Genomic DNA, 14,060 nt, shown 5'->3' on the forward strand with positions numbered 1-14,060 from the left:
TCCCCGCCGTTTAGAGTCGTCGTGTGCCCGAAACCACAGCTGGCCGCCGCGTGCCGGACTTCTTCGGACTCGTGTGGAATCACCTGCTCACCGTGCTGAACTACCTCGGTCTGCGCAAACAGCGCCCCGTCGGCCCCGACACCGACACCACCGAGCAGCGCGGCGACTACGGAAAGACCGTCGCCCGCCTACACGACGACGAACGCGAGGTCGGACCCCTCAACGCCGCGGAGACCCGTCGTCTCCGCCGCATCAAGCTCTTCGGCGCCACCGGTTCGGTCCTGATCCTGATCGGCGCCCTCGGCACCGGTGCGGTGCCCGTGCTGCAGAACCCCGTCGCCGGCATGCGCGTGCTGTCACTGCCGTCCCGGATGTTCGGCACCGCCCTCGCGCTGTCGATCGGCGGCACGATCACCCTGGTGGTCGCATGGCTGCTGATCGGCCGCTTCGCCGTCGGCCGCCTCAGCGTCGAGGTCCGGCACGGACGGAGTCCGGAACGACGGATGAGCCGCCGCCAGGCCGACCGGACCCTCATGCTGTGGATCACACCGATCGTGCTGGCTCCCCCGCTGCTGAGCAAGGACATCTACTCCTACCTGGCCCAGAGTGCGATCGCCTCCCGCGGCATGGATCCCTACTCGGTGAGCCCGGTTCGCGGTCTCGGCGTCGACCACATCCTCACGCGGTCGGTGCCCAACCTGTGGCGGGACACCCCCGCGCCCTACGGGCCGCTGTTCCTGTGGATCGGCGAGGGCATCACCAAGGTGACCGGCGCGAACATCACCGCCGCGATCTTCCTGCACCGCATCGTCGCCCTGATCGGCATCGCGCTCATCGTGTGGGCGCTGCCGCGACTGGCGAAGCGCTGCGGGGTGTCGTCGGTGGCCGCCCTGTGGCTCGGCGCGATGAACCCGCTGGTGATCCTGCATCTGGTGGGCGGCATCCACAACGAGGCACTCATGCTCGGTCTGATGCTCGTGGGCCTCGAGCTGAGCTTCCGCGCCATCTACGGCGTCGACCGGTTGCGGAAACCGGGGACGCTGATACCCACGAGAGCAGGCTGGATCCTGATCGCCGGTGGAGCCGTGCTCGCCGCGTCGTCGATGATCAAGGTGACCTCGATGCTCGCGCTCGGCTTCGTCGGCATCGCCCTGGCGATGCGGTGGGGTGCCACGCTGCCTGCCCTGCGGTACGCACCCGTCCGGGAGTGGTGGACGCGGTCGAAGTGGTCGGTGTACGCCCTCGGCGTCTCCGCCGGGTTCTACGTGGTCGTGCTCGGCATCGTGATGGTCGGGATCTCGCTGGCGACCGGGCTCGGATTCGGCTGGACGGGCACGCTGTCGACCGGCGAGATCGTCCGGTCGTGGATGTCGATGCCGACACTGCTCGGGGTGACGACGGGTCGGATCGGTGTGACCCTCGGACTCGGCGAGCACACCCAGGCGATCCTCGAGGTCGCACGCCCGATCGGGCAGCTCGTCGCCGGCCTCTTCATCATCCGGTGGATGCTCGCGACGCTGGGCGGACGCCTGCATCCGCTGGGCGCACTCGGTGTGTCGATGGCCACAGTCGTGCTGTTCTTTCCGTTCGTCCAGGCCTGGTACCTGCTGTGGGCGGTCATTCCGCTGGCTGCCTGGGCGACCGGCCCGTGGTTCCGGATCTCGACCATCTCCGCATCGGCGATCATCGCCATCGTGGTGATGCCGACGAGCTCCAACACCAGCGGAGTCGTTCTCGCGCAGGGTCTTCTGGCAGGTGTGATCATGGTCGCAGCGCTGACCGCGCTGTTCTTCGAAGACCGGTCACCCCGCCGATGGCGTCGTCGCAGAAGGGGGGCCTCCGACGACACCCCGGAGCCCGCGGAGAACGCGCCGACGCGGTGACGATCCCCCACCGCACCCGCGCACGGCGTTTTTCGTCCGCGGGGTCCGAGCGCCTAGTCTGACCTGTGTGCGCGGCACGACCTCTCGGCAGATCAACGACGACGATCAGATGAACGATCGTCTGCTGAGTGTTCCCGCGGTCGAGGTACGCGGACTGGTCAAGACCTTCGGCGACCGTACCGCGGTCGACAGGCTTGATCTGACCGTGGAACGCGGCCAGATCCTCGCCCTCCTCGGACCGAACGGCGCGGGCAAGACCACCACCGTCGAGATCTGTGAGGGCTTCACCGAGCCGGACGCCGGCACCGTGCGGGTCCTCGGACTCGATCCGATCGCCGACAACGACGCGCTCCGGCGCCGCGTCGGCGTGATGCTGCAAGGCGGCGGCGCCTACCCCGGAGCTCGTGCCGAGGAGATGTTGCGGCTGGTCGCGGCGTATTCGGCCGACCCCATCGACCCCGAGTTCCTCATCGAAGCGCTGGGGCTCGGCGAGGTCCGGCGCACGTCGTACCGCAGGCTGTCCGGCGGGCAGCAGCAGCGCCTTGCCCTCGCCTGCGCCATCGTCGGCCGTCCCGAGCTCGTGTTCCTCGACGAGCCGACCGCCGGCCTCGACGCCCACGCACGTCTCGTCGTCTGGGAGCTCGTCGACCGCCTCCGCGCCGACGGCGTGTCCGTCCTCCTCACGACCCATCTCATGGACGAGGCGGAGCAGCTCGCCGATCAGGTCGTGATCATCGATCACGGCCGCGCGGTCGCCGCCGGGACCCCCGCCGACCTCACCAGCACCGGCGCCGAGAACGAATTGCGGTTCACCGCGCCCCGCGGACTCGATCTGTCGATGCTGACGCTCGCACTGCCCGAGGGATATCACTGCACGGAGCCCAACCCGGGCTCCTACCTCGTCCTCGGCCCGATGACCCCGCAGGTGCTCGCGACCGTGACCGCCTGGTGCGCCAAGATCAACGTCCTCGCCACCGACCTGCGGGTCGAGACCCGGAGTCTCGAAGACGTCTTCCTCGACCTGACCGGACGGGCCCTACGACAGTGAACAGCCCCACAGTGAACTCCCCCGCTCCCCAGAAGGCTCTCTTCGCCGAGGGCATGTTCCGTCCCGCGCCGCGCCCGGCATCCCTGACGGCGATGATCGTCGCCCAGTCGACCCTCGAGCTCAAGCTCCTGCTCCGCAACGGTGAACAGTTGCTGCTCACCATGTTCATCCCGATCACCTTGCTCATCGGGTTGTGCCTGCTGCCCATCAACACGACCTTCGGCGACGGTCCGGCCGAGCGCGCCACGCTCTTCGTCCCGGCGATCCTGACGGTCGCCGTGATGTCGACGGCGTTCACCGGCCAGGCGATCGCCGTCGGCTTCGACCGGCGCTACGGCGCGCTGAAACGGTTGGGCGCCACACCGATCCCGAGGTGGGGCATCATCGTCGGGAAATCGGTGGCGGTGCTGATCGTGGTGGCCCTGCAGTCGGTCATCCTGGGCGCCATCGGATTCGCCTTCGGCTGGCGGCCCGACGCACTCGGCCTGCTCATCGGCGCACTGGTGATCACCGTCGGCACCACCTGCTTCGCCACCCTCGGCCTGCTCCTGGGCGGCACGCTCAAGGCCGAGGTCGTCCTGGCCCTGGCGAACCTGCTGTGGTTCGCGTTCATCGGTCTCGGCAGCCTCGTGGTCGTCGATTCCAACGTGCCCGGCCCCGTGCACACCCTTGCACGGTGCATCCCCTCGGGTGCGCTCAGTGAGGCCCTGGAGATGGCCGCAGGAGGTTCGTTCGACGCCTTCGGGGTGGGCGTCTTGCTGGTGTGGGCCGCAGTGGCCGGCACCTTGGCCGTGAGGTGGTTCCGATTCCGATGACGACGTCGCAGACTTCTTCGACACGACCCGACGACCCGGCTCCCGCCGAGCGCGACCCCCGGCCGGCGGCGCGTGGGGTCTGGCGGTACATACCCGGATTCGGCCGGCCGACGATCCGCTTCGTCCACCGCTGGGCGATCGCCCTGCTCGTGTCGAACGTCGGCATCGTCGCCACCGGCGGCGCGGTTCGGGTGACCGGTTCCGGTCTCGGTTGTCCGACCTGGCCGCGATGCACCGACAACTCCTTCGTCCCGCACGAGGAACTGGGCATTCACGGAGCCATCGAGTTCGGCAACCGGATGCTCACCTGGGTGCTGATCATCATCGCGATCGCCGCCTGGGTCGCGGTGCTCCGCTACGCCGGGTCGGCGCGCCGCGACAAGTGGACGGTCACCCTGATCGCGCTGGGCATCCCATTCCAGGGCGTGATCGGCGGGATCACCGTCCTCACCGACCTCAACCCATGGGTCGTCGCCCTGCACTTCCTGCTGTCGATGGCGCTCGTGTCGGCCGCAACCGTCCTGGTCTATCGGCTGCGGCCCTACCCGACGCCCGCCGAACCCGCCGCCGTCGACGCCGATGTCCCCGCGTCGGCCACGCGCCGGCTCGGGGTCTACCTCGCCTGGCTGATCTATGTGGTGACCTGGGTGACGATCTACCTCGGCACGGTGGTCACGGGTTCCGGTCCGCACGCCGGCGACGTGGACGCCCCACGGAACGGACTCGACCCCGACAACGCCACCCAGCTCCACGCCGACGCGGTGTTCGTCCTGGTCGGTCTGGCCCTGGCCGCACTCGTGTACGCCCGCGTGTTCGCGCGTCCGCAGCAGCGCTCGGCGCTGGTCTTCGTGGCGCTGCTCGCACTGCAGGGCGTGATCGGATTCGTCCAGTTCGCGACCGATCTCCCCGTCGCGCTCGTCATCGCGCACATGTTCGGCAGCGCGCTGCTGCTCATCGGCGCGACCTGGCAGGTGTTGGTAGCGCGGGCGACCGATCAGCCGCGCGTCGACGCTGCCTGAGTCCCTGCCACAACGAGAACGGCCCACAACGAGAACGACCCCCGACGATGTGCACGTCGGGGGTCGTTCTCGTGTACGGGTGGACGGCCGCGTCAGAGGATCGCGCGGTTGCGCGGCTTCGGGAAGCGCTTCTGCCGGGCGACCCAGCCGGCCATCTTGCGGTAATGCGACGGCTTGACGGTGGTCTCCGAGGTGAGGTCACGGTCCCACTCGGCGATCTCGAGGCCATCGACGGCGTCGACGACGGCCTGTGCAGTGGCGAGGTCGGGGACGACCCGGTCGCCGAGGACTCCACCGGCCTCACCGACGAGCGTGATACGGACACCGGCCGCACCGATCGCCTGCAGGACGACCTTGGCGCTGCCGCCCTCACGGGCGACGAACTTCTTCACCGAGGCGACGACATCGCCCGGGGCCTGAACCGTCGGCGTTGCGGTGGTGTCGGTGGCGGCACTGTCAGTCATGACGCTCAGCATACCGGTGAGCGCAGGGCAGTCCCGATACCGGGATGGGCGTCACATCCGGCCTGTACGGCGTGTAGAACGGTGTCGTGCGTGCGATACAGGTGACCCGTCACGGCGGCCCGGACGTCCTGGCCTTCGGTACCGTCGACGACCCGATCCCGGCCGCCGACGAGGTGATCGTCCGGACCTCCGCGGTGGGCGTGAACTACATCGACACCTATCTCCGGCGGGGCCTGTACCCGTCGATCCCGCCGTACATCCCGGGCACCGAGGGTGCCGGCGAGATCGTCTCCGTGGGTCCGGAGGTCACCGGCTTCGAGGTGGGACAGCGGGTCGCCTGGTGTGCCGCACCTGCGTCGTACGCCGAACTCGTCGCGGTCCCCGCCGCGCAGGCGGTGGTCGTGCCCGACGGTGTCGACGACGCGGTCGCCGGTTCGTCGCTGCTCCGGGGTCTCACCGCCCACTACCTCCTCGACGGCAGCGCCCACCCTCATCCGGAGGACACCGTGCTGATCCACGCGGGGGCCGGCGGGGTCGGGCTGATCCTCACCCAGATGGCCAAACGTCATGGACTGCGGGTCATCACGACGGTGTCCTCCGACGAGAAGGCGGACCTGTCCCGGCAGGCCGGCGCCGACCATGTGCTGCGGTACGGGGACGACCTGGCCGCGCGCGTCCGGGAACTCACCGACGGCCTCGGTGTCCCGGTGGTCTACGACGGCGTCGGCGCGGACACCTTCGAGCAGTCGCTGGCCGCCACGGCGGTCCGCGGCATCATCGTGCTGTTCGGGGCGTCGAGTGGACCGGTGCCGCCGTTCGATCTGCAGCGCCTCAACCCGGCCGGTTCGCTGGCGGTGACACGACCCACCTTGGCGCACTTCACCGCGACGCCGGAGGAACTGAACTGGCGGGCCGGCGAGTACTTCGAGGCCGTCCTCGACGGCGACGTGGACGTGCGGGTGGGACAGCGTTACCGCCTGGCCGACGCCGCACAGGCCCATGCTGATCTCGAAGCCCGCAAGACGACGGGTACGACGGTGCTACTGCCCTCGGATTCCTGACGGCGGCGGCGAACGGAAATCAGAAGTACGACGAGATCGTCTGCAGGCCGACGACCGCGTCGACCGCGAGACCGCAGAAGACGATCGCCAGGTACTCGTTGGACTGCAGGAAGACCTTGAGGGGTTTCACCTCGGCGCCGCGCCTGGTGTCGCGGTAGAGCTTGGTGACCCGCTCGAGGAACCAGCCGCCGGCGACCAGCGCGATCACCGTGTAGATCCAGCTCGTCGCCGGGATCAGGGCCAGCGAGGTGACGACGGTCAGCCACGTGTAGACCAGCATCTGCCGGGTGACGCGTTCCTCGGTCGCGATGACCGGGAGCATCGGTACGCCGGCCGCCTTGTAGTCCTCCTTGTAGCGCATCGCCAGCGCCCAGGTGTGTGGCGGGGTCCAGAAGAAGATGACCAGGAACAGCACGATCGGCTGCCAGCTGAGTGAGCCGGTCACCGCTGCCCAGCCGACGAGCGTCGGCATGCATCCGGCGGCACCGCCCCACACCACGTTCTGCCAGGTGCGGCGCTTGAGGATCATCGTGTAGACGCCGACGTAGAAGATGATCGTCGCCGAGACGAGCAGCGAGGACAGCAGGTTCGCGGCGAAGTACAGCACCGCGAACGAGGCGGCCCAGAGCACGAGACCGAAGATCAGCGCACTCCGGGTGGCCACGGCGCGCCGGGCGAGCGGTCGGCGCTCGGTGCGCTTCATCTTCTTGTCGATGTCGGCGTCGACGACCATGTTGAGGGTGTTCGCGCTGCCGGCGCCGAGCCAGCCACCGATCAGGGTGAAGGCGATGACGGCGATGTCGACATGGCCGCGGTCGGCCTGCAGCATCACCGGGATCGTCGCCACCAGCAGCAGCTCGATGACCCGCGGTTTGGTGAGCGCGACATAGGCGAGCACCGTCGCGCGCACACGTCCGGCCCACGTCAGATCCGCCGGCAGGACCGGCTCGGTCGAGACCTGCGGTGATGCGGTGTCGGTCGAGTGGGATGCGGCGGGATGGTCTCCGCTCACACGCTCCCCTATCCTCACGAACACTCCTCGTCCGCCCGCACAGATCGCCGCGGGCTACTACAGAGCATGGTAGACGTTTGCCTTCGCGAACCGTAATCGCGTCGTGGCCGAGCCCGCGACCGGCGCCGATCGGCGAACCGGGCGGTAAGTTTCGGTCGGCGCGCAGGGCACCCTCGCGGCCGATTACTCTGGACCCGAACGCGCCGAAAACCCGAGCAGGCACAGGAGACAATCACCATCGTGGCCGACACAGATGAGATCCGCGCACTGACCACCCCTCGCCATCCGGACGACTGGAGCGACCTCGACACCCGGGCCGTCGACACGGCCCGCCTGCTGGCCGCCGATGCGGTGCAGAAGTGTGGCAGTGGTCATCCCGGCACCGCGATGAGCCTCGCCCCCCTGGCCTACACGCTCTTCCAGCGCGTCATGCGTCACGATCCCACCGATACCGACTGGGCCGGCCGCGACCGCTTCGTGCTCTCGTGCGGACATTCCAGCCTGACCCTCTACATCCAGCTGTACCTGGGTGGCTTCGGTCTCGAGCTCGAGGACATCGAGGCGCTGCGCACCTGGGATTCGCTGACCCCGGGTCACCCGGAGTTCCGCCACACCCGCGGCGTCGAGATCACCACCGGTCCGCTCGGTCAGGGTCTCGCCTCGTCGGTCGGCATGGCGATGGCCGCCCGCCGCGAGCGCGGCCTGTTCGACCCAGATGCCGCGGTCGACGCGAGCCCGTTCGACCACTACATCTACGTGATCGCCTCCGACGGTGACATCGAGGAGGGCGTCACCTCCGAGGCGAGCTCACTCGCCGGCACCCAGCAGCTCGGCAACCTGATCGTGTTCTACGACCAGAACCAGATCTCGATCGAGGACGACACCGACATCGCCCTGTCCGAGGATGTCGCCAAGCGCTACGAGGCGTACGGCTGGCACGTCCAGACCGTCGAGGGCGGCGAGGACGTCGTGGCCATCGAGGCCGCGATCAAGGCCGCCCAGGAGGTCGTCGACCGTCCGTCGATCATCTGCCTGCGCACCATCATCGGCTACCCGGCGCCCAACATGATGAACACCGGCATGGCTCATGGCGCCGCACTCGGCGAGGACGAGGTCGCCGCCACCAAGAAGGTCCTCGGCTTCGACCCGGAGAAGAACTTCGAGGTCACCGACGAGGTCATCGCGCACACCCGCAAGCTCGTCGACCGCGGCGCCGAGGAGCGCAAGGCCTGGACCGCATCGTTCGACGCGTGGGCCGAGAAGAACCCCGACGCCAAGGCACTGTTCGATCGCCTGACCGCCCATGAGCTCCCGGAGGGCTGGACCGAGCAGCTGCCGACCTGGAACGTCGGCGACAAGGACGTGGCCACGCGCAGCGCGTCGGGCAAGGTCCTCGGCGCCCTCGCGCCCGTCCTTCCCGAGCTGTGGGGCGGTTCCGCCGACCTCGCCGGCTCGAACAACACCACGATGGACGGCGAGCCCTCGTTCGGCCCGACGTCGATCAGCACCAAGAAGTGGTCGGCCAACCCGTACGGGCGCACCCTGCACTTCGGTGTCCGCGAGCACGCGATGGGTTCGATCCTGTCGGGCATCGCCCTGCACGGCCCGACCCGCGCCTACGGCGGCACCTTCCTGCAGTTCGCCGACTACATGCGTCCGGCCGTGCGCCTGGCCGCGCTGATGGAGATCGACCCGATCTACGTCTGGACCCACGACTCCATCGGTCTCGGCGAGGACGGCCCGACCCACCAGCCGATCGAGCACCTGGCCGCACTGCGCGCGATCCCGAACCTCGACGTCGTGCGCCCGGCCGATGCCAACGAAACCGCTCACGCATGGGCGCACCTGCTGACCCGGCGCAACCACCCGGTCGGTCTGGCGCTCACCCGCCAGAACGTCCCGATCCTCGAGGGCACCTCGGCGCAGGGCGTCGCCAACGGCGGCTACGTGCTCAGCGATTCCGACGGCGACCCGCAGGTCGTGCTGATCGGCACCGGTTCCGAGGTGCACCTGGCGGTCGAGGCACAGAAGGCCTTGGCCGACAAGGGAATCAAGGCCCGCGTCGTGTCGATGCCGTGTGTCGAGTGGTTCGACGAGCAGCCCAAGGGGTACCGGGACCACGTGCTGCCTCCCTCGGTTCCGCGTGTCGCCGTCGAGGCCGGCATCGCGATGCCGTGGTACCGGATCGTCGGTGCCGGCGGCGAGATCGTCGGCATCGAGCACTTCGGCGCGTCGGCCGACTACAAGGTGCTCTTCACCAAGTTCGGGATCACCGCAGAGGCGGTCACCGCCGCCGCCGAACGAGTCGTCGCCGGCTGACCGGCCGCCCACGACACCGGCTCATCCACACTCATCAAGGAGAGAATCGTGACCCAGAACGAGAAGCTCGCCGAACTGTCCGCCGCCGGTGTCTCGGTGTGGCTGGACGACCTGTCCCGGGACCTGATCACCTCCGGTGATCTCGCCGAACTGATCTCGACCAAGTCGGTGGTCGGCGTGACCACCAACCCGTCGATCTTCCAGGCGGCACTGTCGAAGGGCACCGCCTACAACGCACAGGTCACCGAGCTGGCCGCCCGCGGCACCGATGTCGACGGCACCATCCGCACGGTGACCACCGATGACGTCCGCGACGCCTGCGACGTACTGGCCCCGGTGTACGAGGAGTCCGACGGCGTCGACGGCCGGGTGTCCATCGAGGTCGATCCCCGTCTGGCGCACGACACCGACGCCACGGTCGCCCAGGCCATCGAGCTGTGGAAGATCGTGGACCGCCCGAACCTGCTGATCAAGATCCCGGCCACCAAGGCCGGACTCCCGGCGATCACCCGGGTCATCGCCGAGGGCATCAGCGTCAACGTGACGCTGATCTTTTCGGTCGAGCGCTACAAGGAGGTCATGGACGCCTACCTCGACGGCCTCGACGCCGCCGCGGAAGCCGGCCACGACCTGTCGAACATCCACTCGGTGGCGTCGTTCTTCGTCTCCCGCGTCGACACCGAGATCGACAAGCGCCTCGACGCCATCGGCACCCCGGAGGCCACCGAACTGAAGGGCAAGGCGGCGCTGGCCAACGCCCGTCTCGCCTACTCGGCCTACCAGCAGGTCTTCGAGGTCGAGTCGCGCTTCCCGGACCTCCTCGCCAAGGGCGCTCGCCCGCAGCGCGCGCTCTGGGCGTCGACCGGCGTGAAGAACCCGGACTACCCAGACACCCTGTACGTCAGCGAGCTCGTCGCGCCCAACACGGTCAACACCATGCCGGGCAAGACGATGGACGCCTTCGCCGACCACGGTTGGGTCAACACCGGCTCGATCATCGGACTCGCGCAGGAGTCGCAGGAGGTCTTCGACAAGATCGCGGCGCTCGGCGTCGACACGGTCGACGTCTTCAAGGTCCTCGAGGAGGAGGGCGTGAGCAAGTTCGAGGACGCCTGGAACGACCTGCTCAACGCGACCGCCGAGCAGTTGTCCGCGGCGATCAAGGGCTGAGGCCGTCGTGGCCGCCGGTGAGGATTCAGTGGGACCCGGTTCTTGGACCAACCCGCTCCGTGACCCACAGGACAAACGGCTGCCCCGCATCGCGGGTCCGTGCAGTCTGATCATCTTCGGCGTCACCGGTGACCTGGCACGGAAGAAGTTGATGCCTGCGGTCTACGACCTCGCCAACCGCGGCCTGCTCCCCCCGTCGTTCGCTCTCGTCGGTTTCGCCCGACGCGACTGGACCGACGAGGACTTCGGGGCGATCGTGCACGACGCCGTGCGGGAACACGCCCGCACGGGCTTCCGCGAGGAGGTGTGGGAGCGCCTCGCGGAGGGCTTCCGCTTCGTGCAGGGCGATTTCGACGACGACGCCGCGTTCGACAAGTTGTGCGACACCCTCAAGTCGCTCGACGACGAACGCGGCACGGACGGAAATCATGCGTTCTACCTGTCGATCCCGCCCAAGGCGTTCCCGACGGTGTGCGAACAGCTCGAGCGCAGCGGGCTGGCGACACCGGACGGCGACAGTTGGCGCCGCGTGGTCATCGAGAAGCCGTTCGGCCACGATCTCGAGTCGGCCCGCGAACTCAACGCCATCGTCAACAACGTCTTCCCGGAGTCGTCGGTGTTCCGCATCGACCACTACCTGGGCAAGGAGACGGTGCAGAATATCCTGGCGCTGCGCTTCGCCAACCAGCTGTTCGACCCGCTGTGGAGTTCGCACTACGTCGACCACGTCCAGATCACGATGGCCGAGGACATCGGCATCGGTGGGCGGGCCGGCTACTACGACGGCATCGGTGCCGCGCGCGACGTCATCCAGAACCATCTGCTGCAGCTGATGGCCCTGGTGGCGATGGAGGAACCGATCTCCTTCGAGCCCAAGCAGTTACAGGCCGAGAAGATCAAGGTCCTGGCGGCCACTCGCAACGTCCTGCCGATCGATCAGAACACCGCCCGCGGCCAGTACGGTCCGGGCTGGCAGGGCAGCGAGAAGGTGGCCGGGCTCAAAGAGGAGGACGGCTTCGCCAAGGACTCCAAGACCGAGACCTTCGCCGCGATCGCCCTCGAGGTCGACTCCCGTCGCTGGGCGGGTGTGCCGTTCTACCTGCGGACCGGCAAGCGTCTCGGCCGGCGCGTCACCGAGATCGCGCTGGTCTTCAAGCGCGCCCCGCATCTGCCGTTCGACCAGACGATGACCGAGGAGCTCAGCCAGAACGCGCTGGTCATCCGGGTGCAGCCCGACGAGGGCATCACCCTGCGCTTCGGATCCAAGGTGCCGGGCTCCAGCATGGAGGTCCGCGACGTGAACATGGACTTCAGCTACGGCACCGCGTTCACCGAGGCGTCCCCGGAGGCATACGAGCGCCTCATCCTCGACGTCCTACTCGGCGTGCCGTCACTGTTCCCGGTCAACGAGGAAGTCGAATTGTCGTGGAAGATCCTCGATCCCGTGCTCGAACAGTGGGCCGCCGAGGACTCCCCCGACACCTACGAGTCGGGAACCTGGGGTCCGCGGTCGGCGGACGAGATGATGGCCCGCGTGGGACGCGCGTGGCGCCGGCCCTGATGTCCACCGCCCAGCCCCTCCAGGAGGATCCGCGATGATCGTCGAGCTGCCCGACACGGACACCCGAAGTGTCGCGAAGAGGATCATCGAGGTGCGGGCGGCCGGCGGCGCGCTCAGTCTCGGTCGCGTGCTCACCCTGGTCGTCTGCGTCGAACAGGGCGAACCCATGGAGGGCGCCATCGAGGCCGTCATCGGTGCCAGCCGCGAGCACCCCAGCCGCGTCATCGTCGTGTATCGCGGTACTCGCGAAGGGAATTCGCGCCTCGACGCACAGATTCGAGTGGGCGGGGACGCCGGCGCGTCGGAGGTCGTGGTGCTGTCGCTGTACGGCGCCCTCGCCGACGAACCGGCAAGCGTCGTCACACCGTTCCTGTTGCCGGACACCCCCGTCGTCACATGGTGGCCCGGTGAGGGCCCCGCACGCCCCGCGGACGATCCCCTCGGCAGGCTCGGTCACCGTCGCATCCTCGATGCCACGAAGGACGCCGATCCGGCCACGGTGCTCGCGCGTCGCCTCGAGACATACTCCCCCGGCGACACCGACATCGCGTGGTCGCGCATCACGCACTGGCGGGCCATCCTCGCCTCGGCGGTCGACCGTCCGCCGCATTCGCGCATCACCGCGGTGGACGTCACGGGCGCGCACGATTCCCCGGCGGTGGACCTCATCGCCGGGTGGTTGCATTCGGCGCTCGACGTACCCACGCGGCGCCGTCGCGGCAGTTTCGAGATCCGTCTTCACCGCGACGAGGGTCCGACGATCCTCGCCGTGGACGAGGGCAACAACGCGGTGCTGACGATGCCGGGCAAGCCCGACGGCCGAATCGCGATGGGCCACCGCGACCTACCCGTGTGCATCGCCGAGGAGCTCCGGCGACTCGACACCGACGAGGTCTATGCCGTCGCCTTGCGGGGTGTCCCCGGCGTCGACTTCATCGACACGAACGAAGGAGTTCTCACACCATGACCGCTGCCGAGACGCTGGTCTTCGAGTCCAAGCAGGAACTGGTCGTCACCGCGGCGGCCCGCTTCGTCGACCTGGTGACCCATGCGCAGTCCGAGCGCGGGGTCGCGAGCATCGTGTTGACCGGCGGCAGCAACGGGATCGGCATCCTGTCGGCCCTGGCCGACGACAGCGGCACCATCGACTGGTCGCGCGTCGACGTGTACTGGGGCGACGACCGATTCGTCCCTGCCGACGATCCGGAACGCAACTCCGGCCAGGCACGGGAGGCACTGCTCGACCACGTGCCGGTGGATCCGACGCGGGTGTTCCCGATGGCACCCTCGGACGGGCCGTTCGGTGACGACATCGATGCCGCCGCCGCCGATTACGCGGCGGTCCTCGCGGGACGGTCCACCGACGGCGTGGCTCCGCAGTTCGACCTGCACCTGCTCGGCATGGGCGGCGAAGGCCACATCAACTCCCTCTTCCCACACACCGCGGCCACTGCGGAGACCGAGAAATCGGTTGTCGCCGTTGAGGACTCACCCAAGCCGCCGCCGCGTCGGATCACCTTGACCCTGCCGGTGGTCAACCGGTCTCGCAACGTGTGGTTCCTCGTCGCCGGTGCCGACAAGGCCGAGGCCGTCGCGGCCGCGCACAACGGCGCCGATCCCGCCGACTGGCCGTGCGCAGGCGCCCGCGGCACCGACGAGACCATCTGGTTCCTCGACGACGCGGCGGCGGTGCACATCTGAGTCGACG

Annotated in this window: 12 protein-coding genes; 10 read left to right on the forward strand and 2 right to left on the reverse strand. The window is 68.6% G+C overall.

The features are described 5' to 3' along the window. Positions 1 to 50 precede the first annotated feature (50 nt). The 4 genes from mptB to IHQ52_RS15930 all read left to right on the forward strand — a co-directional run bounded on the left by mptB (position 51) and on the right by IHQ52_RS15930 (position 4,765). On the forward strand, positions 51 to 1,883 hold the full coding sequence (mptB, locus tag IHQ52_RS15915; protein WP_024497104.1) for a polyprenol phosphomannose-dependent alpha 1,6 mannosyltransferase MptB: 1,833 nt from the start codon (positions 51 to 53) through the stop codon (positions 1,881 to 1,883). Positions 1,884 to 1,992: 109 nt separating this feature from the next. Next, positions 1,993 to 2,931: an ABC transporter ATP-binding protein gene (locus tag IHQ52_RS15920; RefSeq protein ID WP_051349536.1), complete on the forward strand. Its 939-nt coding sequence runs from the start codon at positions 1,993 to 1,995 to the stop codon at positions 2,929 to 2,931. Between the two features lie 11 nt (positions 2,932 to 2,942). After that, the gene (locus IHQ52_RS15925; RefSeq protein ID WP_024497106.1) at positions 2,943 to 3,746 is read left to right on the forward strand and encodes an ABC transporter permease; all 804 of its coding nucleotides are present in this window, start codon (positions 2,943 to 2,945) and stop codon (positions 3,744 to 3,746) included. After that, positions 3,743 to 4,765, forward strand: a complete 1,023-nt coding sequence (locus tag IHQ52_RS15930) for a COX15/CtaA family protein (RefSeq protein WP_024497107.1) — start codon at positions 3,743 to 3,745, stop codon at positions 4,763 to 4,765. Before IHQ52_RS15925 ends, IHQ52_RS15930 begins: the two co-directional genes overlap by 4 nt. Before the next feature lie 92 nt (positions 4,766 to 4,857). Here the strand turns inward: IHQ52_RS15930 and IHQ52_RS15935 are convergent, their stop codons facing one another. Next, complete coding sequence (locus IHQ52_RS15935; RefSeq protein WP_024497108.1) at positions 4,858 to 5,241, reverse strand: hypothetical protein; 384 nt, start codon at positions 5,239 to 5,241, stop codon at positions 4,858 to 4,860. A 74-nt stretch (positions 5,242 to 5,315) separates the two neighbouring features. Between IHQ52_RS15935 and IHQ52_RS15940 the strand changes: the two genes are divergently transcribed. After that, positions 5,316 to 6,290, forward strand: a complete 975-nt coding sequence (locus IHQ52_RS15940) for a quinone oxidoreductase family protein (protein ID WP_024497109.1) — start codon at positions 5,316 to 5,318, stop codon at positions 6,288 to 6,290. Between the two features lie 19 nt (positions 6,291 to 6,309). Here the strand turns inward: IHQ52_RS15940 and IHQ52_RS15945 are convergent, their stop codons facing one another. Then, positions 6,310 to 7,302: a heme o synthase gene (locus tag IHQ52_RS15945; protein ID WP_024497110.1), complete on the reverse strand. Its 993-nt coding sequence runs from the start codon at positions 7,300 to 7,302 to the stop codon at positions 6,310 to 6,312. A gap of 240 nt (positions 7,303 to 7,542) precedes the next feature. Here IHQ52_RS15945 and tkt point away from each other — a divergent pair, with 240 nt between their 5' ends. Genes tkt through pgl form a run of 5 tightly spaced genes read left to right on the forward strand, consistent with a single transcriptional unit; the run spans position 7,543 to position 14,053 of the window. Continuing rightward, entirely contained in the window at positions 7,543 to 9,621 is a 2,079-nt protein-coding gene (gene tkt / locus IHQ52_RS15950; protein WP_024497111.1) for a transketolase, read from the forward strand. Positions 9,622 to 9,669: 48 nt separating this feature from the next. After that, positions 9,670 to 10,791: a transaldolase gene (gene tal, locus IHQ52_RS15955; protein ID WP_024497112.1), complete on the forward strand. Its 1,122-nt coding sequence runs from the start codon at positions 9,670 to 9,672 to the stop codon at positions 10,789 to 10,791. Between the two features lie 7 nt (positions 10,792 to 10,798). After that, positions 10,799 to 12,352 (forward strand): glucose-6-phosphate dehydrogenase, encoded by a 1,554-nt coding sequence (gene zwf / locus IHQ52_RS15960; protein WP_024497113.1) that lies wholly within the window; start codon positions 10,799 to 10,801, stop codon positions 12,350 to 12,352. A gap of 34 nt (positions 12,353 to 12,386) precedes the next feature. Continuing rightward, on the forward strand, positions 12,387 to 13,319 hold the full coding sequence (locus IHQ52_RS15965) for a glucose-6-phosphate dehydrogenase assembly protein OpcA (RefSeq protein WP_024497114.1): 933 nt from the start codon (positions 12,387 to 12,389) through the stop codon (positions 13,317 to 13,319). Next, positions 13,316 to 14,053 carry a 6-phosphogluconolactonase gene (gene pgl / locus IHQ52_RS15970; protein ID WP_024497115.1) on the forward strand — a complete coding sequence of 246 codons (738 nt, stop codon included), beginning with the start codon at positions 13,316 to 13,318 and terminating at the stop codon, positions 14,051 to 14,053. Before IHQ52_RS15965 ends, pgl begins: the two co-directional genes overlap by 4 nt. The last annotated feature ends 7 nt before the right edge of the window (positions 14,054 to 14,060 follow it).

The sequence above is a fragment of the Gordonia amicalis genome, from assembly GCF_022059885.1.
Taxonomy (GTDB): Bacteria; Actinomycetota; Actinomycetes; order Mycobacteriales; family Mycobacteriaceae; genus Gordonia; species Gordonia amicalis.

What these genes read in the sequence shown, in the direction of transcription:
- IHQ52_RS15920 (WP_051349536.1), top strand. Translation starts at nt 1,993, where the DNA reads ATGAACGATCGTCTGCTGAGTGTTCCCGCGGTCGAGGTACGCGGACTG.
- IHQ52_RS15930 (WP_024497107.1), top strand. Translation starts at nt 3,743, where the DNA reads ATGACGACGTCGCAGACTTCTTCGACACGACCCGACGACCCGGCTCCC.
- IHQ52_RS15935 (WP_024497108.1), bottom strand. Translation starts at nt 5,241, where the DNA reads ATGCTGAGCGTCATGACTGACAGTGCCGCCACCGACACCACCGCAACG.
- IHQ52_RS15965 (WP_024497114.1), top strand. Translation starts at nt 12,387, where the DNA reads ATGATCGTCGAGCTGCCCGACACGGACACCCGAAGTGTCGCGAAGAGG.
- pgl (WP_024497115.1), top strand. Translation starts at nt 13,316, where the DNA reads ATGACCGCTGCCGAGACGCTGGTCTTCGAGTCCAAGCAGGAACTGGTC.